The sequence below is a fragment of the Pikeienuella piscinae genome, from assembly GCF_011044155.1.
Classification (GTDB): Bacteria; Pseudomonadota; Alphaproteobacteria; order Rhodobacterales; family Rhodobacteraceae; genus Pikeienuella; species Pikeienuella piscinae.
This window is the reverse complement of record NZ_CP049056.1, coordinates 38,628-61,528: the sequence shown is the minus strand read 5'-3', so window position 1 is coordinate 61,528 and position 22,901 is coordinate 38,628. Positions and strand designations below refer to the sequence as shown.

Here is a 22,901-nt window from a genome sequence, read left to right as displayed (position 1 = left end):
GAGCGGCCTCCTTGAAACGTTGCACAGGACGAGAACGGGGCGATCGCGTCTTTCGTTCCGCCATCGCTCCGATTTCAGGCCGCTCCCGTCAAAGCGCCGCGACCCGGCCGGTCGGCGGTGGAAGCGGCCGGCGCGTTTCTACGCCGGCCGCTATCGCGAGGAGCAGCGTCAGAGCAGGTTCTTGCGCGCCGCGACGACGCGCAGGATCGGCGAACTGTTCTGCGAGACCGAAACGCTGGTCCCGAAGGGATTCCTCGCCTGCATGTTCCTGATGTTGTTCATGATCTCGACGATAGAGCCGCCGCCAAGCAGGCTGCTGTCCATGATCGACGCGGACGCCTTGTTCCTACCGGACCATGGCGTCTCCCAGTCGATGGTCAGCCAGGCGGTCTTCCTGTCGACGCCGCCCTGAAGCCAGTAGCCGAGCCTTCCGAACGATCCGGTCGCCGCGCCCGATGTCTTCACATGCAGGAAGCAACTCCACTGGCCGTTATAGACTGTGCGATCCGGCTCGTATTTGAAGAGATGCCCGGATTCGGAGGTGATCTCGTCAAATTTCAGCGTCGAGCCGGTCGCGTTGTAGAACATGATCAGCGTGGAAACGCCGTTGCCGTATTCCTCCTTCATGCCGTTGACGCGCTCGATCGTCGCTTCCTCATAGGTTCGGCCGTCGGGGCCGTAGGCGTTCATGGCCGCGTAGGCGTCGGCGGCGAGCTTGTCGAAATCGGGCTCGATCCCGGCTTCCTCCATCTCGTCATAGCGAATCGCTTCACCGTAGATCATCTCGGTTCTCCTCGGGGTTGAATTCAGGTCGGATACGGGATCATCCGCTCATCGAGCGGAACATCGGCGACGCCATCTGCCGCGCCATCGTCGTCGCCATCGGCTGCTGCATGGCGACCATCATCGACGGCGGAATCTCGCCGCCGAACCACGTGTCGATCAGGAAATCCACCAGCGCGGTGATCGCGACGCCGAGCGCGATGACGACGCCGGTGGCGAGGATCACCGCCGCCACCGGCGGCGCGCCGGCAGTCGCGCCGGCGGCGACGCTGGCGCCCTCGACCACGGTTCCCGCCACCGACAGGGTCACGATCTCACTGCTCACAACGGTGACGGAGGTGGCCCAGAAAGTGGCGTAGGCGGCGTGAACGGCCACCGCCAGCGTCATCATCGCCTCGCCGGTAATCACCGCGCCGAGCGCGAGCGACGCCGCGACGGGCAGGCCGGATTTCGCCAGCGCTGTCGCCCAGCGCGAGCTGTCCGCGACCGTGCGGATGACGACGTTCACCACCAGCAGCCCCGCCCCGACGACGCCGAGAAAGCGCCCGACCGCCGCGGCGCTCACCCGGTTGGCGGATAGCGCGAGATTCCTGTCGATGGCGTCCAGCAACCGCTCACTGACGTTGAGCGTGAGCCGGGCAAGACTGCCGACGCGCAGTTTTCTCGCCATCGTCAGCACGGCCTTGTTCCAGTACTGCTCGGCGAGCGTGAAGTATTTCTTCGGATCGGAAGCGAGGGTGCGGAGAGCGCGCATCGCCTTCCCAGCCTTCTCGAGCATATCCGCGGCCGCCTGCGCCGGCGCCGGCGCGCGGTCGATCGCGGCGATTTCGGCGCGGCGCTCGGCGTCATGGCTATGGATCGCCTCGATCTGCGCCGCGCGCACGTCGATCGACGCGGTGGTGGAGAGCGAAAGCCGCACCGCCTCGAGCACCACGGCGTCGACCGCGTCCTCCGCCTGCTTCGCGGCGGCGCCCCTGGCTTCGGGCGTGGCGGTGGAGGCGAGAATGGCCTCGAGCCGTGTTTCCGTCTCCTTCACCCGCTTCAGCGCCTCGACGCGGTGCGAGCGGCGCTCGAACTTCGTCGTCATCAGTCGGTTGATATCGGCCCTTAACGCCAGTTTCGCCGAAGCGCGGATGGCGTCGATTGCAGCTGCCTTGTCCAAGTTGAACCCCTCCCTCTTCGTTCATCCGATAGATGTGCGCTTCACGACGGCGGAGGAAGTGCAGGAATGCAAGCGCCGCGAATTGGGCGGCTTCGGCGCGCCGCGCTTCACCCCTCTGGCGCGCGACCGCCACTCCGATCTAAGTTGCGCCGACGCCCGGGCCCCCACGCGCCCCATTCAGGATGACCTATGCCAAGTTTCGACCCCGAACGCCTGACGCGCATCGACGACTGGATGCGGTCCTATGTCGAGGAGAGCAAATTCCCCGGCTCGACATTTCTGCTCGCCGAAGGGGGAAACATCGTCCATCGCGCCTCCACCGGCTATCGCGCGATCGATGAGGGGAAACCCTTCGAAGAGGACACGATCGTCCGCATCTACTCGATGACGAAACCCGTCGTATCGGTCGGGCTGATGATGCTGGCGGAGCGGGGGCTTTTTCACCTCGACGCGCCTGTCAGCGACTTTCTGCCCGAGTTCGCCGAATGCCGCGCGCTCACCGGCGGCGCCGGGGACGAGACCGCGCCCTGCCCCGCGCCGACGCTGCATCAGTTGCTCACCCACACTTCGGGTCTTACCTACGCCTTCAATCCCGGCCCCGCCGCGGCCGCCTACGCCGCGGCGCGGATCGACTTCCGCCCGAACGGGCCGGGATTGGCGGAGATGACGCGAAAGCTGGCGGAGCTGCCGCTCGCCTTCGCGCCGGGGACGCGCTGGGAATACTCCGTCGGCATCGACGTTGTCGGGCGGGTGATCGAGGCCGTGACCGGACAGCCGCTCGACACATGGCTTGAGGCGGAGATACTCGAGCCGCTCGGTATGACGGACACCGGCTTCGCGATTCCGGACAACAAAGTGGACCGCCTCGCCACGCTCTACACCTCGCTCGAATCCGGGGCGCCGATCAGCCTCGCCGCCGCGGGCAAGGGCGTGATGCGGCAGGTGGAGACGGCGGAGGACAGCGCATGGCGAGGTGCGAAGACATTCTCCGGCGGCGGCGGGCTCCTTTCCACGATCGACGACTATTTCGCCTTCACCGAGATGTTGCGAAAGGGGGGCGCCCATAACGGCGCGCGACTGCTCTCACCGGCGACGCTGGCTTTCATGCGGCGCAATCACCTCCCCGGCGACATCGCCTCGATGGGGCCGTCGAGCTTCGCCGAAACGCCGACGACCGGCATCGGCTTCGGCATCGGCGGCTCGGTCGTCCTCGACCCGGCGCTCACGCGCGCGCCGGGGAATGTCGGCGATTTCTCATGGGGCGGCATCGCCTCGACGGTATTCTGGCTCGACCCGGCCTTCGACCTGACCGCGATCTTCCTCACCCAGCTCACGCCCTCCTCCAGCTACCCGGCGCGGCCGCAACTGAAGGCGCTGGTGCACGGGGCGCGGCTGTGAGCGCCGGTGCCGTGGAGGACCTCCTGCGACTGCTCGATATCGAGCGGCTGGAGGTTGATCTCTTTCGCGGCCAGGGCGAGGGCGGCGAGAACAGCAACCGGATCTTCGGCGGCCACGTCATCGCGCAGGCGCTGGCCGCGGCCTATCGCACGGTGGAGGACCGTCTCTGCCATTCGCTTCACGCCTATTTCATCCGCCCCGGCGACCCTTCCATCCCGATCATCTTCGAGGTCGACCGTTCTCGCGATGGCGGCAGCTTCACCACCCGCCGGGTGATCGCGGTGCAGCATGGCCGGCAGATACTGAATCTCGCCGCTTCCTTCCAGAAGGAGGAGGAAGGCTGGCGCCATCAGCACGACATGCCCGAGTCCCCGCCGCCGGAAACCCTGCCCGGGCGGGCCGAGATCCGCGCCGCCTTCGCCGCCAATCTACCGGAGGAGAAGCGCGCGCATTTCCTTCGTCCGCGCGCGATCGACGTCAAGGAATGCGATTCCGTCGATCTCGCGAATCCTGAAAAATGCAGCGACTATAACCGGCTCTGGTTCAAGGTCGCCGCGCCGCTGGATGAGGCGCCCTGGCTGCAGCACTGCCTGATGGCCTATGCTTCGGATCTGTCGCTGCTCAGTTCCGGCAGCCGACCCCACGGAATCAGCTGGATCACCGGCGAGATAATGGCCGCCAGCCTGGATCACGCCATGTGGTTTCATGAGCCGATCCGTTTCGACGACTGGCATCTCTATGAAATGGACAGCCCGTTCGCCGGCGGCGCCCGCAGCTTCAATCGCGGGAAGATCTTCAGCCGCGACGGACGGCTGGTCGCCTCGGTCGCCCAGGAAGGGCTGATGCGACCGATACGGAAACCCTGAAGCCGCTGACGCCGCGCGCCGCGTCACCCCTCCTTCAGCGCGGCGCCGTAGCGCCGGTTCAGCTTTCGCATGCCGCCGATCCAGCGGTCGTAATTCTCGGTCTTGTTGCGCATGTACTGAAGCACCTCGGGGTGCGGCAGCACGAGGAAGGTTTCCGCCTCGATGGCCTTGAGGCATGCCTCCGCCACCGGTTCCGGCTCCAGCATCCCGTTGATCGACGCGACGCCGTCCTCATGCCCCGCCGTCATTTTCGAGCGCACGGCCTGCGGACAGAGGACGGAGACCCTGATCCCCTGATCTCCATAGGTCAGCGCCAGCCACTCCGCGGCACCGATCGCGGCGTGCTTGGTGACGGCGTAGGGCATGGAGCCGACCTGGCTCAGCAGCCCGGCGGCGGAGGCGGTGTTGAGAAGATAGCCGCCTCCGCGCGCCGCCATAAGCGGGACGAGATGGCGCGCGGCCCAGATATGCGACATCACGTTGATATCGATGATCCGGCGCCAGTTCTCGTCCGGCGTCTCCGGCCCGCCGGGGGTCAGGATGCCGGCGTTGGAGCAGAAGAGGTCGATCGGGCCATGCTCCGCCTCGACCCTGTCGATCAGCGACTTGATGCTCGACTCATCGGCGACATTCGTTTCAACCGCCGCGCCGCCGGTGGCTTTCGCGGTCTCCGTCGCCCCCGCGAGGTCGATATCGGCGGCGATCACCCGCCGCGCGCCGGCCTCGGCGAATTTCAGCGCCAGCGCCCGGCCGATGCCGCTCGCGGCGCCGGTGACGACGACGATCCTGTCGTTGATATTCATGTGTTATGTCCACTTCCTCGTGAATTGCGGATACCGGCTGAGCGGGCCTGAACGACATCGCGCCTATAGCGCGACGCCGGTAAGCGCGGAAAGCTCCGTCAGCGCGGGACGATAATCATCGAAAGGCACCCGCACCACACGCATCCCCATCGCCGCGGCCGGCTTGAGATTGACGCCGAGATCGTCAACGAAGACGCATTCGCCGGGGGCGACCGAGAGCGCTTCGCACATCATCTCGTAGATGCGCGGCTCCGGCTTTCTGATCCCGGCTTTCGCGCTTTCGATCACATGATCGAATTTCGTCATCAGTTCGGCGGCGGTGGCGCGGCCCGCCGCGTCGCGCGCCCATTCCGCCGCGCCGCCCCCCGGCATGTTGTTGGTGATGCACCCGGTCAGGAACCCGGCCGCCCTGATCCGGTCGTGCGCTTCGATCACGTCGGGCCGGAAATCCAGCTTCATCATCGAAAGCAGCGTGCGTCCCGTCACTTCGTGACCGAGCGCGCGGCTCTCACTGGCGAAAGCCGCGTCGAATTCGTCGACGCCGATCTCCGAACGCTCGAATCGCGAAAAGGCGCCGTCGTTCAGCCGCGCCTTCACCACCGAGCCGATAAACCGCTCGGGAAGCCCATTCGCCTTCTCGTAGCGGGCGAAGGCGGAAACCGGGGAATCGGTGAAAACCCCGCCCATATCGAAGATCACCGCGCGCAGCTTCACGCCTCCACCATTTCGGCAAGGCAGGCGGCGCGGATCGCCCGGCGGTCGATCTTGTCGGTGGCGCCGCGGGTTAGCGGCCCCTCCCGGAACCAGTAGCGGGCGGGGTGCTTGAAGGGCGCGAGCACGTCGCCCAGGAACGCCGAAAGCTCGGCCGAAGTAACCTGCCCGACGATGCTGAGCGCGGCGCCTACGGCTTCCCCGAGCCGTTCGTCCGGTATCGGAAAGACCGCCGCTTCCAGCACGCTCGGGTGCCGGTGCAGCGCGCCCTCGACCTCGAGGCAGGAGATGTTCTCTCCGCCGCGAATGATGATGTTCTTCTTTCTGTCGACGATCGTGAGATACCCCTCGGCGTCCACCATGCCGAGATCGCCGGTATGGAGCCAACCGTCGCGGATCGCCTCCGCCGTCTCCGCCGGCTTGTTCAGGTAACCACGCATCAGCGTCGCCGACTTGAAACAGATCTCGCCGAGCGTGTCCGGCGGCAGCGCGCGCCCGGTCTCGTCGGCGATCTTCAGTTTCTGGATCGCCGGATAGAGCCGCCCGGCGGCCTCCGGCTTTTCGAGATAATCCGGCCCGGCGATACCGACGCCGAGCGCATTGGTCTCGGTCAGACCATAGCCGGAGCCGATCGCGGCGTGAGGGAATACCTCCGCCTGCGGCGCGACCTGCGCGCCGGGTCTTTTCGCGCCGCCGGCGCCGAGGCTGACGAGGCTGGGAAGCGTGCGCCCCGCGCGCCGCGCCGCGTCCGCTATGTCGGCGCACATGGTCGGCACCCCGAGGAAGCGCGTCACGGCCTCGCGCTCCACCACCTCGACCGCGGCCTCGCCGCTCCATTTTCGCATCATCACCAGCTTCGCGGCGCAGGGAATCGAGAGGAGGAAAAGCGGATGGGTCGCAGTCACATGAAAGAGCGGCGTCGCGCAGAGAAAAGCCTGCGGCCTCGACGGCGGCGGAGTCTCGACCATCAGCGGGCCGACCGCGAGGGTGATGAACCAAGACCAGACCGCCTGGATGGCGCCGCGATGGGTCAGCGCGACGCCCTTCGGATGGCCGGTCGAACCGGAGGTGTAGACGATGGCGAAATCGGAATCCGGGTCGATCTTCGGCGGCGTGAACGCCCCGGGCTCCGGCGTCAGAAGATCGGCGTAGCGCGCGCCGCCGGCGGGCGCCGCGTCGCGGGTGGCGACAATGTCGAGCCCCAGCCGCCCCGCGACGGGACGAAGCCGCTCCGCTCGCGGACCGTCGGCGAAGATCAGCTTCGCCCCGGAATCGACGAGGCCGTATTCCAGTTCTTCGGATGTCCACCACGCGTTGATCAACACCGACACCGCGCCAGCGGCTGCGATGGCCATGATCAGCGTCAGGTATTCCGGATAGTTCCGCATCGCCACGCCGACCCGGTCGCCCGGCCTGACGCCGCGCGCGACCAGCCCGGCCGCGAGGCGGGCGGTCTCTTCGCACCAGTCGTCATAGGTGACGCGCTCGTCCTCGTAGACGATGAAGTCGGCGCCGGGCGCGCGGATCGTTCGGCCGAGGGCCTGCAACGCCGGGAGATCGTTCGGCGCGTTGGCGAAGACCGGCAGTTCCTCACCCCGAATCTGCGCGGTGGTCAGAGCGAACCGCGGATCCGTCCCGACCATGTGGGCGACGGCTTCGTCGAGCGTCATCGGCGACATCGCCGGCATCCTTCCCTTTGCCCGGGCGCGTTCGCCGCGCCGCTTGAAGAGCGACGCTAAGAAGGCCCGGCGCCGTGGTCAAGGAGCGGGCCGGGATTCGCCGCGCGGCGCGGCCGCGTATTTGCTCCGGCGCAGGCGTCAGGCGCATTATCGCATGCGATATGGGGGCAACTACTTGTTATTGAAGTGCTTATTCGCTCCTCATGTTTTCACGCGCCTGGAATCGACCTTCCGGAAGGCGGGCGAGAGCGCGGCGAGGGGACGAGCGGGCCGCGCGGGCCGCGCGGAGCGCCGCCCCTCCGCCTCAACGGAAACCACCCGGAAGGCGGATATTTGAAAGCGCGCCCCAGGCGCTGGACGTTCCGCCGCGTCCTGCGACGCGGGGCGCGTAAACGCACGAGGCGTCGCGCCGGGCTCTTCGGGGCATCGAAAGCGAAGCCGCGCGTCGGGGGTGGAGTTCGCCCCCCGAATGCCGCTACTCAGAGCCGCAGGAAACGAACCGGGGGTGATCGCCGTGACAGACGCGCCATCGCGGCCGATCGCCGCGCTCGCCTTCATGATGGCGGCGACGCTCTCCTTCATGCTGATGGCGGTCGCCGGGCGCGAACTGGCCGCGCGGCTCGACACGTTCGAGATCATGACCTACCGCTCGGCGATCGGGTTCGCGATCGTGCTCGCGGTCGCGCGCTGGCGCGGCATCCTGCACGACGTGAAGGCGCGCCGGATGGGGCTGCACGCACTCAGGAACGCCACGCATTTCTTCGGGCAGAACCTCTGGCTCTATGCGGTGGCGCTGATCCCTTTCAGCCAGCTGTTCGCCTTCGAGTTCTCGGTGCCGCTCTGGGTTGCACTCGCCGCGCCGTTCTTCCTGAATGAGCGCCTGACCCGCACGCGGATGGCGGCGGCGCTGATCGGCTTCGTCGGGATCATCCTCGTGGCGCGGCCCGACATGTCCGGGCTGAGCGCAGGCGTGATCGCCGCCGCTCTCTGCGCCTTCGGCTTCACCGCCACCTCGATCACCACCAAGCTGCTGACCCGGACCGAGGCGACGGTCTCCATCATGTTCTGGCTGACGCTGATGCAGCTCTGCTTCGGCTTGATCACCGCCGGATACGATCTCGACTTCACCCTGCCCGCGCTGGAGGACATGCACTGGGTCGCCGCGGTCGGGATCTGCGGGCTGAGCGCGCATTTCTGCATCACTTCGGCGCTGGCGCTGGCTCCGGCGACGGTCGTCGCGCCGCTCGATTTCGCGCGCCTGCCGATCGCGGCCGTCGTCGGGATGATTTTCTACGACGAAGCGCTGGCGCCCCTCGTGCTGGTCGGCGCGGCGGTGATCTTCGCCGCGAATTTCGTCAACATCCGGGCGGAAACCCGCGCCACGCCGCCCTAGACGGAAAAAAGCCGCGCCTGACAGGCTTCCGCGCCGCGCCGGGCGGTGTTACACGCGGCGCGAAAATTTCAAGGAGACAGCGAATGAACCTCGATGCGATTCCGGCCGGGAAGAACCCGCCCTCAGATGTGAACGTGGTGATCGAGATCACCGGCGGCGCCAATGGCGGCCAGCCGGTGAAATACGAGATCGACAAGGATTCGGGCGCGGTTTTCGTCGATCGGATCGTCAACACGCCGATGTTCTACCCCTGCAACTACGGGTTCGTCCCCAACTCGCTGCATGATGACGGCGATCCGACCGACGTTCTGGTGATCTGCGATTTCGCGTTGCAGCCCGGCGTCGTGATCCGCTGCCGGCCGGTCGGCGTGCTGAAAATGGAGGACGACGGCGGCATGGACGACAAGCTGATCGCCGTCCCGCATGAAAAGACCGACCCGTTCCAGGCCCATATCCAGGACCTCGAGGACATCGCCCCGAAGACCCGCGACCGGATCAAGCATTTCTTCGAGCACTACAAGGATCTCGAAGAGGGCAAATGGGTGCGGGTGATCGGCTGGGGCGACAAGGCCGAGGCCGAGGCGATCCTGCAGAAATCCGTTGACGCCGTTAAGAAGTAAGCTCCCCCTCGGGGCGCATTCCGTTTCGCGCCGATGAAGGCGTCGGACCGCGCGCCGATCCTCGGTCTCGCCGTGGCCGAAACCCTCGTCTGGGCGGGGCTCTTCTATACTTTCCCGATCCTCCTCCTCAGATGGGAGGGTGATTTCGGCTGGGGACGTGACGTCGTCGCGCTCGGCTTCACGCTGGCGCTCGGCGTCTCGGCTCTTTCGGCCCCCATCGCCGGGCGGGTGATCGACAGCGGCCGGGGCGCGCTGATGCTGCCGGTCGCGGCGCTGTTCGGCGGGGTCTTTCTCGTGGCGCTTTCGCTGGTTGAGAGCCAGGCGGGGTTCTTCGCGCTCTGGGCGCTGATCGGCGCGGCGAACGCGTTCTGCCTCTACGAGCCCTGTTTCGCCTTTCTCACCCGCGTGAAAGGGGCCGAGGCGCGCGGCCCGATCACGCTGGTGACGCTGGTCGCCGGTTTCGCCTCCACCATCGCCTTTCCACTCGCCGATGTCATCGCCGACGCGGCGGGCTGGCGCGCGGCGCTCAGGGTTTTCGCGGCGCTGGTGATCCTCGTCGCGGCGCCGCTTTTCTACTGGTCGGCGCGCCGGCTCGCGGCGGGCGGCCCGGCGCGGCCGAGCGCCGAGGCCGGGCGCGCGGATCGCGCGGCGGCGCGGCGGGCGCGCTCTACGGCGGCGTTCTGGTTGCTGGCGGCGGCTCTGCCGGTAATCGCGCTTACGCACGGGATGCTGATCAGCCACCTGATGCCGATCCTCGGCTCGCGCGGCGCGACCGGCGGGACTGCGGTTTTCGCGGCCGCGCTGATCGGCCCGGCGCAGGTCGCCGGGCGGATCTTCATCACGCTTTTTGCGCGGCGCACGGCCGGGATCGGGCTGATCCTCGGGGCTTACGGCGTTACCGGGGCGTCCTATCTCCTGCTGCTCTCCGCCGCCGGGCCGGACTGGCGGATATTCCTCGCCATCATCGCGCTCGGGGCCGCGAACGGGATCGGGGCGATCGCCAAGCCGCTGGCGATCGCGGAGATCCTGGGCCGCGCCGGGTTCGGCGCGATCTCCGGCGCGCTGGCGACGCCCTTCATCGCCGGCTTCGCGGCCGCGCCCTTTCTCGCGGCGCTCCTGTGGCGGGCGGGTGGGTACGATCTGATGCTGGCGGCGGCGGCCGTCATGGTGCTCTGCGGGATCGGCCTGCTCGCGCTCGCCCGGCGTTCGGCGCGGCGCACGCATTGAACCTGGCGCGCTTTGACGCTAACCGATCCGCCCGTAGCGCAGGAGAGCGGCGATGATCTACGAGACGGCGGAGGACTGGCGCGCCGCGCCGCGCAAGGCGGTCGCGCTTCTCGGCATGTCCGGCGTCGGCAAGACCCGGATCGGCGCCCTTCTGCGCGAGGAGGGCGACTGGTTTCACTACTCCGTGGATTACCGGATCGGCACGCGCTATCTCGACGAGGAGATCACCGACGACTTCAAGCGCGAGGCGATGAAGAACCCCTATCTGCGGGAATTGCTGCGCTCGGATTCGATCTATATCGCCTCCAATCTCTCCTTTCACAACCTGTCGCCGCTTTCGACATGGCTTGGCAAACCCGGCGATCCGGAAAAGGGCGGCATCCCCTTCGACGATTATCTCGACCGTCAGCGCCTGCATCGGAAGGCGGAGATCGCGGCGATGCTGGACGCGCGGGCCTTTATCGACCGGGCGCGGTCGCTCTATCAGTATGACCACTTCGTCTGCGATACTTCGGGCTCGATCTGCGAGGTGGTGGAGCCCTCGAACCCGGACGATCCGGTGCTGAACGCGCTCTATCAGTCCATGCTCCCGGTCTATATCCGCGGAACCGAGGCGCACGAGGAGGCGCTGAAGACGCGTTTCGACCGGGCGCCGAAACCGATGTATTATCAGGAGAGTTTCCTGAAGGAGATCTGGGCGGATTATCTGGCCGAGACGAACGGCCCGCCTGAGAAGGTCGACCCCGACGCGTTCATCCGCCACGGCTTCGCCCGGCTCCTCGCGCATCGGCGGCCGCGCTACCAGGCGATCGCCGACCGCTGGGGCGTGACGGTGGAGGCGGACGACATCGCCGGGGTCGAGACCGGCGAGGATTTCTCCCGCCTTGTTTCAGACGCCATCGAGAAACGCGCGGAAAGGTGAGTGGAGCGGCGCTTGCCGAAAACCGTCGCCGCCCGTAATGCGGGAGGCCCGCAAGACACAGAGGCCCGGAACCAGAGACGATGCCGATAAAGATCCCCGCCGACCTGCCCGCCCGCGACGTGCTGACGCGCGAGGGCGTGATGGTGATGAGCGAGGATGACGCGGCGCGTCAGGATATCCGCCCGCTGCAGATCGCGCTTCTGAACCTGATGCCGAAGAAAGTGCAGACCGAGACGCAGCTCGCCCGCGTGATCGGCGCCGGCCCGCTGCAGATCGAGCTGACTCTGATCCGCATGACCGAGCATGAAAGCCGCCACACCCCGGCGGAGCACATGCGCGCCTTCTACCAGCCCTTCGCGAAAGCCCGGGAACGCAAGTTCGACGGGCTGATCATCACCGGCGCCCCGATCGAACATCTGCCGTTCGAGGAGGTCAGCTACTGGCGCGAATTGCAGGAAGTGTTCGAGTGGACGCGAAGCCATGTCCATTCCACCTTCGCGATCTGCTGGGGCGGGCAGGCGATGCTGCGCCATTTCTACGGCGTGCCGAAACACGATCTCGGCGCCAAGCTTTTTGGCTGTTTCGAGCAGGAGGTCGCGCGCCCCGGCTCGCCCTACCTGACGGGCTTCGCCGACCGTTTCGTCGCCCCGGTCAGCCGCTGGACCGAGGTGCGCGAGGACGACGTGACGAAGCACGGTGTCGAGATTCTCGCCGCCTCGCCGCTCTCGGGGATATGCCTCCTGCGCGATGAGGCGCTAAACGCGCTCTTCATGTTCAACCATCTCGAATACGACGCCGACACCTTGAAACAGGAATACGATCGCGACGTCATCGCGGGGACGCCGATCACGATTCCGGCCAACTACTATCCCGAGGACGACCCGTCGCGCCCGCCGCGCAACACATGGCGCAGCCACGGGCATCTTCTCTACGGCAACTGGATCAACCAGATCTATCAGACGACTCCATTCGAGGTCGACCGTATCGGCGGGTGAGGCGCGCGGCGCGCGCTTCCGGATCTGGCGTGAATACGGAGAGCGGAAGATGATGATCCGACGCGGCTTTATCCTCGGCGCCGGGGCCGGACTCGCCGCCGCCTGCGCCCCGGCGCGCGAGCCGGTCGTTTCGGCGACAGCGGCCGAAGCTGCCTATCCGCCGCTCGGGCGGCTCTACGGACCGGATGGGCGGCGCGTTCACGCCACCGACGATGGGCGAGGCGACGGCGCGCCGGTCATCCTCATCCACGGCGCCAGCGGCAATGTCCGCGACTGGACCTTCGACATCACCAGGCGCCTCTCCACGCATCGCCGGGTAATCGCGATGGACCGGCCCGGATTCGGCTATTCCGAACGCGAGGGGACCGAGGGCGCGTGGCGGCCGGAGGCGCAGGCCGCGCAGCTTCGCGAAGCGGCGCGCGAGATGGGCGCGGAGCGGCCGGTTCTGGTCGGCCACAGCTGGGGCGCCTCGGTCGCGCTCGCCTGGGCGCTGGATGCGCCGGATGACGTCTCCGGCGTCGTCTCGGTCTCCGGCGTCACCATGCCATGGGGCGGTATCGCCCCGATTTTTGACGCGCTCGGCTTCGGCCCGCTCATCGCCGCGGCCTATAATCGCCGGATCACCCGCACGGCGGAGACCGGCGGGGTCGAGCGTTTCATCGCCCGCGCCTTTCAGCCGCAGGACCCGCCGAAAGGCTATCTCGATTATGTCGGGGCGCCGCTCGCGCTCCGCGAGAAGACGCTTGCCGCGAACGGCCAGGACCTCGCGAACACGAACCGCGGCGTGGCGGCGCTCGCGGCGCGCTATGGTGAGTTGAAGGTTCCGGCCGAGATCATGCATGGCGACGCCGACTGGTTGCTCGATATCGAGCAGCACGGCGTCGCATTCGCCGCAGCCGCGCCGAACGCCCGGCTGACTCCGTTGCCCGGAATCGGCCACATGGCGCATCACGCGCGTGAGGATGTGCTCTCGGAGCTGATCGAGCGCGTCGCCTGAGAGCTGGACGCGCGCGCGCCGGGTCCGCATCATCGCCGCGCCGGCGAAGGGAGGCTGCGAATGGGCCAGGTCAAAGCGTATTTCAGGGAAAAGGCGCCGAAAGACGTGCGAGAGGCGATCGAGGACGCCTCGAAAGACGATTTCCTTGATCCGGGCTATCCCTACAAGGAACGGATGCGCCGCAAGAAATACGAGAAGGAGATGGCGCCGCTCCAGATCGAACTTGTCAAGCTGCTGGCCTGGGTCAGATCAACCGGCGCGCGCGTCGTCATCATTTTCGAGGGGCGCGACGCCGCCGGCAAGGGCGGAACCATCAAGCGGTTCTGCGAGAATCTCAACTCCCGCGCCGCGCGCGTCGTCGCGCTTCCGAAGCCGTCCGATGTCGAACGCGGGCAATGGTATTTCCAGCGTTATATCCGGCATCTGCCCGGCCCCGGCGAAATCGTGTTCTTCGATCGCAGCTGGTACAATCGCGCCGTCGTCGAGCGGGTGTTCGGGTTCTCGTCAAGGACCGAGCGGGAGCTCTTCTTTCACCAGGCGCCGGAATTCGAGGACATGCTGGTCAATGACGGCATCCGGCTGTTCAAGTTCTGGCTGACCATCGGGCGCGCCGAACAGCTTCGGCGTTTCCTGGACCGGGAAGAGGACCCGCTGAAACAGTGGAAACTATCGCCGATCGACTATCAGTCGCTCGACCGGTGGCCGGACTATTCCGAGGCGATCGACGAGATGTTCGCGCGCACCCACAACGCCAACGCGCCCTGGACGGTGATCCGCGCCGACGACAAGAAACGCGCCCGCATCGCGGCGATCAGGGCCGTGCTGTCCGCGATTCCCTACGAGCACAGGAGCAAGGACGCCGCCCGACCGCCCGATCCGGCGCTCTGCGCGCCCGCCGGCGAGATCTCTCTGGCGACGCCGTGACGGCCCGCCTGACCGGGGCCGATACGCGCACTCTCCACGCATCGGCCCGGTCAGGCGGGCCTAGGTTCAGCCCTCAGAAACGCGCGGAGACGCCGATGAGCGGCCCGTGGAGATCCATCTCCGTGTCCAGCCCGCCGATCTTCGTGTCGATGCTCATGTAGCGATAGGCGAGCTCCGCCGACCAGGTTTCATTGAAGCGATAGCCGAGGCTGGCCAGAGCCTGCCAGGTCATGTCGTCGTTCGCGACGCCGCCGATATCGGCGAACGCCATGGCGAACCAGTCATCGGCGAAGGGCGCGATCACGCGCGCGCCGAGAAGAGGCACGACCCATGTCCTGTCGATGCTGAGTTTCCGGTTCCCGCCCGGCCGGGTCGCGGTGAGCTTGGCGTCGATATCGACGGTGAAAGCGCGGAACCCCCCGGCGAGATCGAAGGCGATATTCTCGTTCTCGGCCAGTCTGTAGGCCGCATATCCGCTGAACGCCGCGATCTTGGTGTCGATCTTGAGGTCCGAAAACGCCAGGCCGCGCGGGGTGTCCCGGTCGCCGGAGAGATCGGCGTAGATGAAATCGCCGAGCAGGCCCCACCGCCCGTTGCGGATCTCCGCCGAAGCCATGAAAGCCATGTCGATGGATTCGAGAACGCTTTCGTTGCTCTTGCCTCCTTCGAGGGAGCCAAAGGGCGAGTCGACCGTCAGGTCGATCCCCGGGACCCATCCGTAGATGGTTCCGGAGAAGCTCCATTCCTGGGCCTGTGCCGCCGCCGGCGCGGCGGTCAGAAAGGCGATCAGCAGCCAACTCGTTTTCTTCATGAAAACCTCTGACGATAACACGCGCCGCGTGCAGGCGCTTCCGGGCGGGAAGCAGAACAAAGAGCCCCGTCGTTCGAAATCGAGCCCGCTCTTCCTACTGGAAGCATTGGCGGACGATCCGCATGTTAACCATAGCGAATCGAGAAAATCCAGATACCGCTTGCGGCGACTCGCGCGTCGTCGCCTGCGGCGGAAATCGCCGATCACCGCTGTCACGGACCACCTTATGGTTGAACTGCTATCAGGCATGCCCCGTTCATGATAGTATCTCGCGATATTCATTTCAGGAGACCTTTATCATGCCGGACCTAAACCCTAGTGCAAACGACACTGAATTTCGTGACAAAATAGCTGATAATATTATCAAGTGGGTTTTCATAGCGATGATTGTCGTGACGATCACGACCGCCGCAATGATATTTAGCATAAGCCACAGCAGCAGGGACATTATCGAATTTTCTCGCTATGTTTTCGGAACACTTATTACTCTATTCGGAACATGGATCGGAACGGTTCTTGCCTTTTACTTCTCCGCGAAGAATTTCGAAACGGCGAACCGGAGCGTGAAGAAGATCGTCGACCGGCTCACCCCCGAGCAGACGCTGAAGCATAGCCTCGTGCGCGGGATCATGATGAAGATCGACGAGATTGAGGTGGCCAAGCCCAAGGACGGCATGACGGTCGAACAGATCCCGCTTGCGCGCTTCGGAGAGATACTCGACCCGAGCCCGGATTCGAACCGCAAGGCGTGCACCCGCGCGCCAGTCCTCGCGGCCGACAACACGCCGAAATTCATGCTGCACAGGAGCCTCTATTTCGAGTTTCTGCAGAAAAATCCGAACCCGACCGCCGCCGGCGATCCCGACACCCGCACCCTTGGCGACATTCTCAAAGATGCCGATATCGGTCCCAAACTGTCGCTCTGGGTGGCGATCGACCCCGAAGCGACGCTCTGGGACGCGAAGGCGCGGCTGGAGGACCCCGCCAACGAAGGCGCGCAGGATGTGTTCGTGACCACGACAGGCGCGCGGAAAGAGCCGGCGGTCGGCTGGTTCACGAATGTTGATATCACCCGCGCGATCACCCACCTCTAGACGGGAGAGGCGACAGTCCCCGAAAAGGAAGTGAACGATCATGTCAGATTACACGGCCGGTCTCGCGCCCGGCGTTCTGCCGGACCCGGTAACCGACCGTCAGTTTTACGACGGGGTTCCGGCGCGACGCCTCCTCGCGTTTCTGATCGACGTCGTGCTGGTCTGGGGCATCGCGCTGATCGTCGGGATACTGACGCTCGGGATCGGATTCTTCATTCTCGGCTTCGTCATCGCGGTGGTCGACTTCATCTACCGCGTCGCCACGATCTCCAATCGCTCGGCGACGCCGGGTATGCGCTTCGCCGGGATCGAATTGCGCCAGCGCGACGGCGCGCGGTTCGATCTCTTCCACGCGATCGGCCACACGCTCCTTTTCTATGTGGCGATCAGCTTCATCGTGGTGCAACTCGTCTCCGTCGCGCTCATGGCCGGTTCGGCGATGGGGCGCGGGCTTCATGATCTTCCATTTGGCTCGACAATGATCAATTCTCCGGCGTGACAGCGTGGAAAAGCGTTGCTACGCTTCGCTTCTCTTCGCCGCGCCGGTTTCTCGATAGTCTAAGATGACCCATCTCAACCAGAAGATCACAGCCCAGTTCTTCCTGACCGCGAACCAGCCCTGTCCTTATCTTCCCGGACGGCAGGAGAGGAAGCTTTTCACCACGCTGCGCGGCGCCGACGCGCGAGAAGTGAACGACGCGCTGAGCCTTCGCGGTTTCCGGCGCAGCCAGTCGGTCGCCTACCGGCCGGCCTGTTCGGAATGTGGCGCGTGCCTGTCGGTCCGGGTTCCGGCGGCGCGCCACGCTCCGACCGCCTCGCAGCGGCGCATCCTGAAACGCAACGCCGGGCTGGAGCGACGGACGTGCGCGCCCTGGGCGACGGAGGAGCAATACGAGCTCTTCCGCGCCTATCTCCAATCCCGCCACGCCGATGGCGGCATGGCGGAGATGGATATCTGCGAGTTCGCCTCGATGATCGAAGAGACGACGGTGCGCACGCGGGTGATCGAATATCACGACCGGGACGCGCCCGCGGAGGAGAGCCTCGTCGCCGCCTGTCTAACCGACGTGATGGCCGACGGCCTTTCGATGGTCTACAGCTTTTTCCGACCTGAGCTGGCGCGGCGCAGCCTCGGCGTATTCATGATCCTCGACCATCTGGAGATCGCCCGGCAGTCGGCTCTGCCCTATCTCTATCTCGGCTACTGGGTGCCCGGGTCGCGGAAGATGGACTACAAGGCGCGGTTCACCCCGCTGGAGTTTTTCCGCGGCGGCGAATGGCGGACGACCGACGCGCCGGACACCCTGCCGGTCGCCGAATTGCGCAAACCCGACCCGTTCTCGGTGGCGCCGGACTGACGGCGCCGGCGACGGGGCTTTCAGAATACGAAGTCAGACGGACCGAGTTCGGCGGCGTCGACGCCCTTCAGCATGATCGCGACATCGGCGAACCGGATCATCGTGTTCGCCCCGGCGTCGCGGATGTCGAGATCGGCGAGCCGCGCGGCGCCCGCCCCGATGGCGATCCGGTCAACCCCGTCCTGGAAGTCGAGGATGATGTCCGAACCGTCGCCCCGGCCGAACACGAACCGGTCCGCCCCGAGACCGCCAGCGAGCCGGTCGTTCCCGCGCCAGCCGAACAACTCGTCCGCGCCGCGCTGGCCGAAAAGCGCGTCGTTCCCGGCGCCGCCCTTCAGTATGTCCGCGCCCGCGCCGCCGTTCAACATGTCGGCGCCGGCATGGCCGATCAGTCTGTCCGCCCCGACGCCGCCGAGCAGCCGGTCGCCGCCGCCGCCGCCAAGCAATGCGTCAGCGCCGTTCCCTCCGTGGAGCCGGTCGCCGCCCAGGCCGCCGACCACATAGTCCGCTCCCGCTCCGCCGACCAGTTGGTCGCCGCCGGCCCCGCCCTTCAGCGTGTCCGCGCCGGCGCCGCCCTTCAGAACATCGTCGCCGGCGCCGCCCTTCAGAACATCGTCGCCGCCGCCGCCTTTCAGCATGTCGTCGCCGCGGCCGCCTTTGAGCGTGTCCGCGCCGCCGCCGCCCGTCAGCGTGTCATGGCCCGCGCCGCCGCTCAGCCGGTCGGCTCCGGCGCGGCCGATCAGGCTGTCTTCGCCAACGCCGCCGGACAGCGCGGCGCCGCTGGGGGGCGCGACGATCGTGTCGTTCACCGACCCGATCTCCGCCGCGAAAGGCGCGAACCCGAAACTCGACGAGAGCGCAGACCACCCCAGCGAGGCGAGCGCCACCGACGCGCTGAACCCGTGATCCTCGAACACCACCGCGACGGCGTTCCCCGCGCTTCGGGACAGGTCGACATACTCGGAGCGCGCGACCTCGTTCAGGTCGGCAAGGCTGTCTATCGTCGCGCCGCCGCCGCCGCCCGCGACCTGAAGCGCGTTGCCGCCAAGGAAGCTGTCAGAAAAGACGCCGCCGTCGAACCCGCGCAGAACCAGAGTGTCGCCGCCGCCGAAATCGAGGTCGACCACGAGATCGGCGTCGCCGTCGCGAAGCGACCGCAGATCGAAGACGAAGGCGTCGCCGCCCGCCCCTCCGGAAAGCGTGTCGTCGCCCGCGCGGCCTTCGAGCACGTCACGCCCGCCGCGCCCCTCCAGCCGGTTCGCGCCGATATTGCCGGCGATGCGGTCAGCGCCCGAGCCGCCGATGGCGTTCTCGATCAGCGAGCGCCGATCCCCCTCGTGCAGGAGGGCGTTGAAGACGTGGCCGCGGGCTTGAACGCCGCCGCCGAGCGCGGCGCGCTGCGCGCTCCCCCCGACGTCGAGATCGACAAAGCCGCCGGGTGTAAGGTCGATTTCAAGATCAGTGGAGTAGGCGGAGAAATCATATGTGTCGACGCCGTTTCCGTCCCAAATCGTGCGGAATATGACATTGCCGGCGGTCGCCTCCTGCGCCGCGCCATTGACGAACATGCGTCCGCTCCAGGGCCGGAAACTGTAGACATCGTCGCCGGAATGATCGCTGAAATTCGCGCCGTAGAGCCGCTGGAGCGCGGCGATGTCGAACATCATCAGGGTCTGCGCCCCGCTGGCCGCGCCATTGGTGTAGTGGGTCGCCTGGCTGCCCACATATGAGCTGTAGGTCATCACCGAGTATTCATGACTGTCATGGGCGGCGTCGAGCGTCCCCGCACCCTCGTCCTCATGCCCGTGCTTCAGCCCGAGCGTATGGCCGACCTCATGAAAAACGGTCGCCCAGGCGTAATTCCCCGCCACCGGATTGTTGTAGTCCGCGGCGTTGAACCAGGCGTCGCCGCCCTCGTCCGCATTGTCGGGCAAATAGGCGAATGCGGTCTCCGGCGCGCCGGACCGCGCGAACATCAGGTCGGCGTTGGAATCAGCGGCGCCCTGAAGCTCGGTGAAGCGCAGGCCGGTGACGGCGGCGGAGGCTTCGAGCGCGGCGCGGACCGCGTTCTCCAGCCCGGCTGTCGCGGGCGAGAAACTGTCCCGTACACTGAGATAACCTCGATAACTGTAATCCGACGCGCTGTCCGGAAAACTGAAAGTGAGCGCGGTCGTCGCCCATTTCGCGCCGTGGATCAGCGCATCGACATTCTGATCCGCGTCTGTCGTCGAGCGATCGACATAGACGCCTCTGGCGGTCGCGGCCTGCTCGGCGAAGGGCGCGGCGGCGCACAGCGCGCAACAGCAGCCCGGCATCGCCCCGAAATTCACCGACAGCCCTGTATCCAGCGCCAACATACAATTCTCCACCCCGCACGCGGAAACTAGCCGATCGCCGCGCCGCCGGCAAAAGGTCTTTTGATCAAATGTCGCGCTCCGCGTCTCCCGAAGACGCGCGCAAGCGCCAAAACGGCGCGCAAGAGCGGTTTTTCGGGCTCAAAAGGAATTTTCCCGCCCTTCCCGCTTGGCTTGATCGCCGCTTTGGTTTTACCTGCAAATCACAAACGGCGCCGAAAGCAGGGCGCGAATTCAGGGAGCTACTAATGGAACGACGCACATTCCTATCGGGCGCAGCGCTTGTCGGCGTCGGCGGCGCGCTCGCCGCCCCGGCGATCGCGCAGGAGCGCAAGACGATCACCATCGTCTCGACCTGGCCCCGGGACTTTCCCGGCCTCGGCCTCTCGGCGCAGCGCCTCGCGGCGCGGATCACCGAACTTTCCGAAGGCCGCCTGACGACCGAGTATTTCGCCGCCGGCGAGCGCGTCGGCGCGTTCGACGTCTTCGACGAAGTCGCGGCCGGCAACAGCCAAGCCTATATCGGCGCCGATTATTATTTCACCGGCAAACACCCCAGCTTCGCCTATTTCACCTCCGTCCCCTTCGGCATGACGACGCCGGAATGGAACGCCTGGATCAAGTACTCCGGCGGTCAGGAACTCTGGGACGAGCTTTCCGGCTCCTTCGGCCTGAAGGCGATCCCCTGCGGCTCCACCGGCACGCAGGCCGGCGGCTGGTTCAACAAGGAGATCAATTCGCCGGAGGATCTGAAGGGCCTCAAGATGCGCATCCCCGGCCTCGGCGGCCAGGTGATGGCGAAGCTCGGTGTCTCGACCGTCTCGCTGCCCGGCGGCCAGATCTACGAGAACCTCGTCTCCGGCGCGATCGAGGCTTCGGAATGGGTCGGCCCCTACAACGACTACTTCATGAAATTCTACGAGGCGGCGAAATACTACTACACCGCCGGCGTTCACGAGCCGGGCGGCGGCCTGGCATTCTCGATGAACAAGGACTTCTACGAAGGGCTGTCCGACTGGGAGAAGGCGATCATCCGCTCCGCCTGCATCGAGGAGCACGCCAACGCCCATGAAGAAGGGATGGCGCTGAACGGAGTCTACCTGAAGAAGCTGATCGACGAGCACGGCGTTCAGGTCCGCGATTTCAACGACGATATCTGGGACGCGTTCGGCGACGCTTCAGCGGAGGTGTTCGAGGAAACGCGGGCGCATTCCGATCTGGCGGCGCGCATCGACGACAGTTTCCAGGCGGCTCTGCGCCAGATCGGCGGCACCATGGACAAGTTCGAGTATACGTTTGTTCGTCAACGCAACCGGGTGCTCGGCCTCACCTGAGACGCGGCGTTGCGAACCGTATCGGCGGGCGGGGCTTCGGCTCCGCCCGCATTCGCCGAGAGTCCGCCGCCCGCTCTGCGACAGCCGGGCGAGCGTTGCGTTCGGCGAGTCGGAATCGGGGCGAACGCGCCTGCTCCACCACCGCGCGAACGGCGCGTTTATCGTTCTTCCAGCGCATGCCGCGCACCCTTGAAAAGCGCCGGATATCCCAGGCGATCATGTCCTTTCGACGGTGAATGGCGGCGTCCCGACCGTTCCCGCTTGGCTTGGGCGCAGCTATGTTTTACCTGCGGATGGCGCAGAGCGCCAACAAGACGGCGCGCAATCAAGGCGCATATCTAGGGAGTATGAAATGAAACGACGCACTTTCCTTTCGGGCGCGGCGCTTGCCGGCGCCAGTACTGCGCTGGCCGCCCCTGCGATCTCGCAAGAACGCAGGCAGATGACGATCGTGTCGGCCTATCCGCGGGATTTCCCGGGAATCGGCATCTCCGTCCAGCGCCTGGTGCAGCGGATCGGGGAGATTTCCGACGGCAAGATCGCCACGGAATACTACGCTGCGGGTGAGCGCGTCGGCGCGTTCGACGTTCTGGATGAAGTCGCCTCCGGCAACAGCCAAGCCTATTGCGCCAGCGAATACTACTTCACCGGCAAACACCCGGCATACGCCTACTTCACCGTTGTTCCGTTCGGTATGACGACGACGGAGGCGAACGCGTGGATCAAGTTCGGCGGCGGTCAGGAACTCTGGGACGAGCTTGCGGGCGAGTTCGGGATCAAGTCGATCCTCTGCAGCAACACCGGCACCCAGGCCGGCGGCTGGTTCAACAAGGAGATCAACTCCGCCGACGATCTCAAGGGCCTCAAGATGCGCATCGCCGGCCTCGGCGGCCAGGTGATGACAAAACTCGGCGCCTCCACGGTCGTTCTGCCCGGCGGGCAGATCTACGAAAACCTCGTCTCCGGCACCATCGACGCGGCCGAGTGGATCGGCCCCTATAACGACTACTTCATGAAGTTCTACGAGGCGGCGAAATACTACTACACCGCCGGCATGCACGAGCCGAACGCCTCGGCCTGCCTCGGCATGAACGCTTCGTGGTGGGGCTCGCTCAGCGAATGGGAGAAGAACGTCATCCGCGCCGCCTGCCTCGAGGAGAACGCCAACTCCTACGAAGAAACCCAGTCGAACAATGGCGTCTACCTGAAGAAGCTGGTCGACGAACACGGCGTCCAGGTCCGCGATTTCAACGACGACACATGGGACGCGTTCGGCGACGCCGCCGCGGAAGTGTTCGAGGAGGTCCGGAACCATTCCGACATCGCCGCGCGGATCGACGACTCCTACCAATCCTATCTCCGCCAGATCGGCGGCTTCATGGACAAGTTCGAGTACACGTTCGTGCGTCAGCGCAACCGGGTGCTCGGGCTCACGTAAGTCTTCGGTCTGCGTGACAGGACTGCGGGCGG

21 protein-coding genes are annotated in these 22,901 nt (G+C 66.0%); 14 read left to right on the top strand and 7 right to left on the bottom strand.

Translation table 11 applies throughout. The features are described 5' to 3' along the window. Window positions 1-168: 168 nt before the first annotated feature. A complete protein-coding gene (locus G5B40_RS00305; RefSeq protein ID WP_165093618.1) occupies window positions 169-783 on the bottom strand; it encodes a hypothetical protein in 615 nt (204 codons plus the stop codon). Between the two features lie 40 nt (window positions 784-823). Beyond that, window positions 824-1,945 carry a hypothetical protein gene (locus G5B40_RS00300; protein WP_165093616.1) on the bottom strand — a complete coding sequence of 374 codons (1,122 nt, stop codon included), beginning with the start codon at window positions 1,943-1,945 and terminating at the stop codon, window positions 824-826. A gap of 189 nt (window positions 1,946-2,134) precedes the next feature. On the opposite strand from G5B40_RS00300, the gene G5B40_RS00295 reads away from it, so the two are divergent. Then, the gene (locus tag G5B40_RS00295) at window positions 2,135-3,343 is read left to right on the top strand and encodes a serine hydrolase domain-containing protein (RefSeq protein ID WP_246209668.1); all 1,209 of its coding nucleotides are present in this window, start codon (window positions 2,135-2,137) and stop codon (window positions 3,341-3,343) included. After that, complete coding sequence (locus G5B40_RS00290; protein ID WP_165093614.1) at window positions 3,340-4,209, top strand: acyl-CoA thioesterase; 870 nt, start codon at window positions 3,340-3,342, stop codon at window positions 4,207-4,209. The genes G5B40_RS00295 and G5B40_RS00290 overlap by 4 nt, the downstream gene beginning before the upstream one ends. A gap of 23 nt (window positions 4,210-4,232) precedes the next feature. Here the strand turns inward: G5B40_RS00290 and G5B40_RS00285 are convergent, their stop codons facing one another. From G5B40_RS00285 to G5B40_RS00275, 3 genes are all read right to left on the bottom strand, one after another. Beyond that, window positions 4,233-5,012 (bottom strand): SDR family oxidoreductase, encoded by a 780-nt coding sequence (locus G5B40_RS00285; RefSeq protein WP_165093612.1) that lies wholly within the window; start codon window positions 5,010-5,012, stop codon window positions 4,233-4,235. 63 nt (window positions 5,013-5,075) lie between these two features. Next, window positions 5,076-5,726, bottom strand: a complete 651-nt coding sequence (locus tag G5B40_RS00280; RefSeq protein WP_165093610.1) for an HAD-IA family hydrolase — start codon at window positions 5,724-5,726, stop codon at window positions 5,076-5,078. Further along, window positions 5,723-7,402, bottom strand: coding sequence for a class I adenylate-forming enzyme family protein (locus G5B40_RS00275; protein WP_165093608.1), 1,680 nt, complete (start codon window positions 7,400-7,402; stop codon window positions 5,723-5,725). Before G5B40_RS00275 ends, G5B40_RS00280 begins: the two co-directional genes overlap by 4 nt. 469 nt (window positions 7,403-7,871) lie before the next feature. Between G5B40_RS00275 and G5B40_RS00270 the strand changes: the two genes are divergently transcribed. The 7 genes from G5B40_RS00270 to ppk2 all read left to right on the top strand — a co-directional run bounded on the left by G5B40_RS00270 (window position 7,872) and on the right by ppk2 (window position 14,480). Further along, the gene (locus G5B40_RS00270) at window positions 7,872-8,795 is read left to right on the top strand and encodes a DMT family transporter (protein ID WP_165093606.1); all 924 of its coding nucleotides are present in this window, start codon (window positions 7,872-7,874) and stop codon (window positions 8,793-8,795) included. 83 nt (window positions 8,796-8,878) lie between these two features. After that, window positions 8,879-9,415, top strand: coding sequence for an inorganic diphosphatase (gene ppa, locus G5B40_RS00265; RefSeq protein ID WP_165093604.1), 537 nt, complete (start codon window positions 8,879-8,881; stop codon window positions 9,413-9,415). 33 nt (window positions 9,416-9,448) lie between these two features. Beyond that, window positions 9,449-10,642, top strand: a complete 1,194-nt coding sequence (locus tag G5B40_RS00260; RefSeq protein ID WP_165093602.1) for an MFS transporter — start codon at window positions 9,449-9,451, stop codon at window positions 10,640-10,642. A 52-nt stretch (window positions 10,643-10,694) separates the two neighbouring features. Beyond that, window positions 10,695-11,564 carry an ATPase gene (locus tag G5B40_RS00255; RefSeq protein ID WP_165093600.1) on the top strand — a complete coding sequence of 290 codons (870 nt, stop codon included), beginning with the start codon at window positions 10,695-10,697 and terminating at the stop codon, window positions 11,562-11,564. Between the two features lie 80 nt (window positions 11,565-11,644). Further along, entirely contained in the window at window positions 11,645-12,559 is a 915-nt protein-coding gene (locus G5B40_RS00250; protein WP_165093598.1) for a homoserine O-succinyltransferase, read from the top strand. Between the two features lie 49 nt (window positions 12,560-12,608). After that, complete coding sequence (locus tag G5B40_RS00245; protein WP_165093596.1) at window positions 12,609-13,556, top strand: alpha/beta fold hydrolase; 948 nt, start codon at window positions 12,609-12,611, stop codon at window positions 13,554-13,556. Window positions 13,557-13,616: 60 nt separating this feature from the next. After that, complete coding sequence (ppk2, locus tag G5B40_RS00240; protein ID WP_165093594.1) at window positions 13,617-14,480, top strand: polyphosphate kinase 2; 864 nt, start codon at window positions 13,617-13,619, stop codon at window positions 14,478-14,480. Between the two features lie 73 nt (window positions 14,481-14,553). On the opposite strand, the gene G5B40_RS00235 is transcribed toward ppk2, so the two are convergent. Next, window positions 14,554-15,291: a porin family protein gene (locus G5B40_RS00235; RefSeq protein WP_165093592.1), complete on the bottom strand. Its 738-nt coding sequence runs from the start codon at window positions 15,289-15,291 to the stop codon at window positions 14,554-14,556. Between the two features lie 122 nt (window positions 15,292-15,413). On the opposite strand from G5B40_RS00235, the gene G5B40_RS00230 reads away from it, so the two are divergent. The 3 genes from G5B40_RS00230 (at window position 15,414) to G5B40_RS00220 (ending at window position 17,743) form a co-directional block, all read left to right on the top strand. Next, window positions 15,414-16,385, top strand: a complete 972-nt coding sequence (locus G5B40_RS00230; RefSeq protein ID WP_165093590.1) for a hypothetical protein — start codon at window positions 15,414-15,416, stop codon at window positions 16,383-16,385. Between the two features lie 40 nt (window positions 16,386-16,425). Continuing rightward, a complete protein-coding gene (locus G5B40_RS00225) occupies window positions 16,426-16,884 on the top strand; it encodes an RDD family protein (protein ID WP_165093588.1) in 459 nt (152 codons plus the stop codon). Between the two features lie 64 nt (window positions 16,885-16,948). Then, window positions 16,949-17,743: an arginyltransferase gene (locus tag G5B40_RS00220; RefSeq protein ID WP_165093586.1), complete on the top strand. Its 795-nt coding sequence runs from the start codon at window positions 16,949-16,951 to the stop codon at window positions 17,741-17,743. A 20-nt stretch (window positions 17,744-17,763) separates the two neighbouring features. Here G5B40_RS00220 and G5B40_RS21335 read toward each other — a convergent pair whose 3' ends face one another. Next, complete coding sequence (locus G5B40_RS21335; RefSeq protein ID WP_211907382.1) at window positions 17,764-20,100, bottom strand: M10 family metallopeptidase C-terminal domain-containing protein; 2,337 nt, start codon at window positions 20,098-20,100, stop codon at window positions 17,764-17,766. Between the two features lie 245 nt (window positions 20,101-20,345). Between G5B40_RS21335 and G5B40_RS00195 the strand changes: the two genes are divergently transcribed. Further along, window positions 20,346-21,431: a TRAP transporter substrate-binding protein gene (locus tag G5B40_RS00195; RefSeq protein ID WP_165093584.1), complete on the top strand. Its 1,086-nt coding sequence runs from the start codon at window positions 20,346-20,348 to the stop codon at window positions 21,429-21,431. A gap of 352 nt (window positions 21,432-21,783) precedes the next feature. Next, complete coding sequence (locus G5B40_RS00190) at window positions 21,784-22,869, top strand: TRAP transporter substrate-binding protein (protein WP_165093581.1); 1,086 nt, start codon at window positions 21,784-21,786, stop codon at window positions 22,867-22,869. Window positions 22,870-22,901 lie beyond the last annotated feature (32 nt).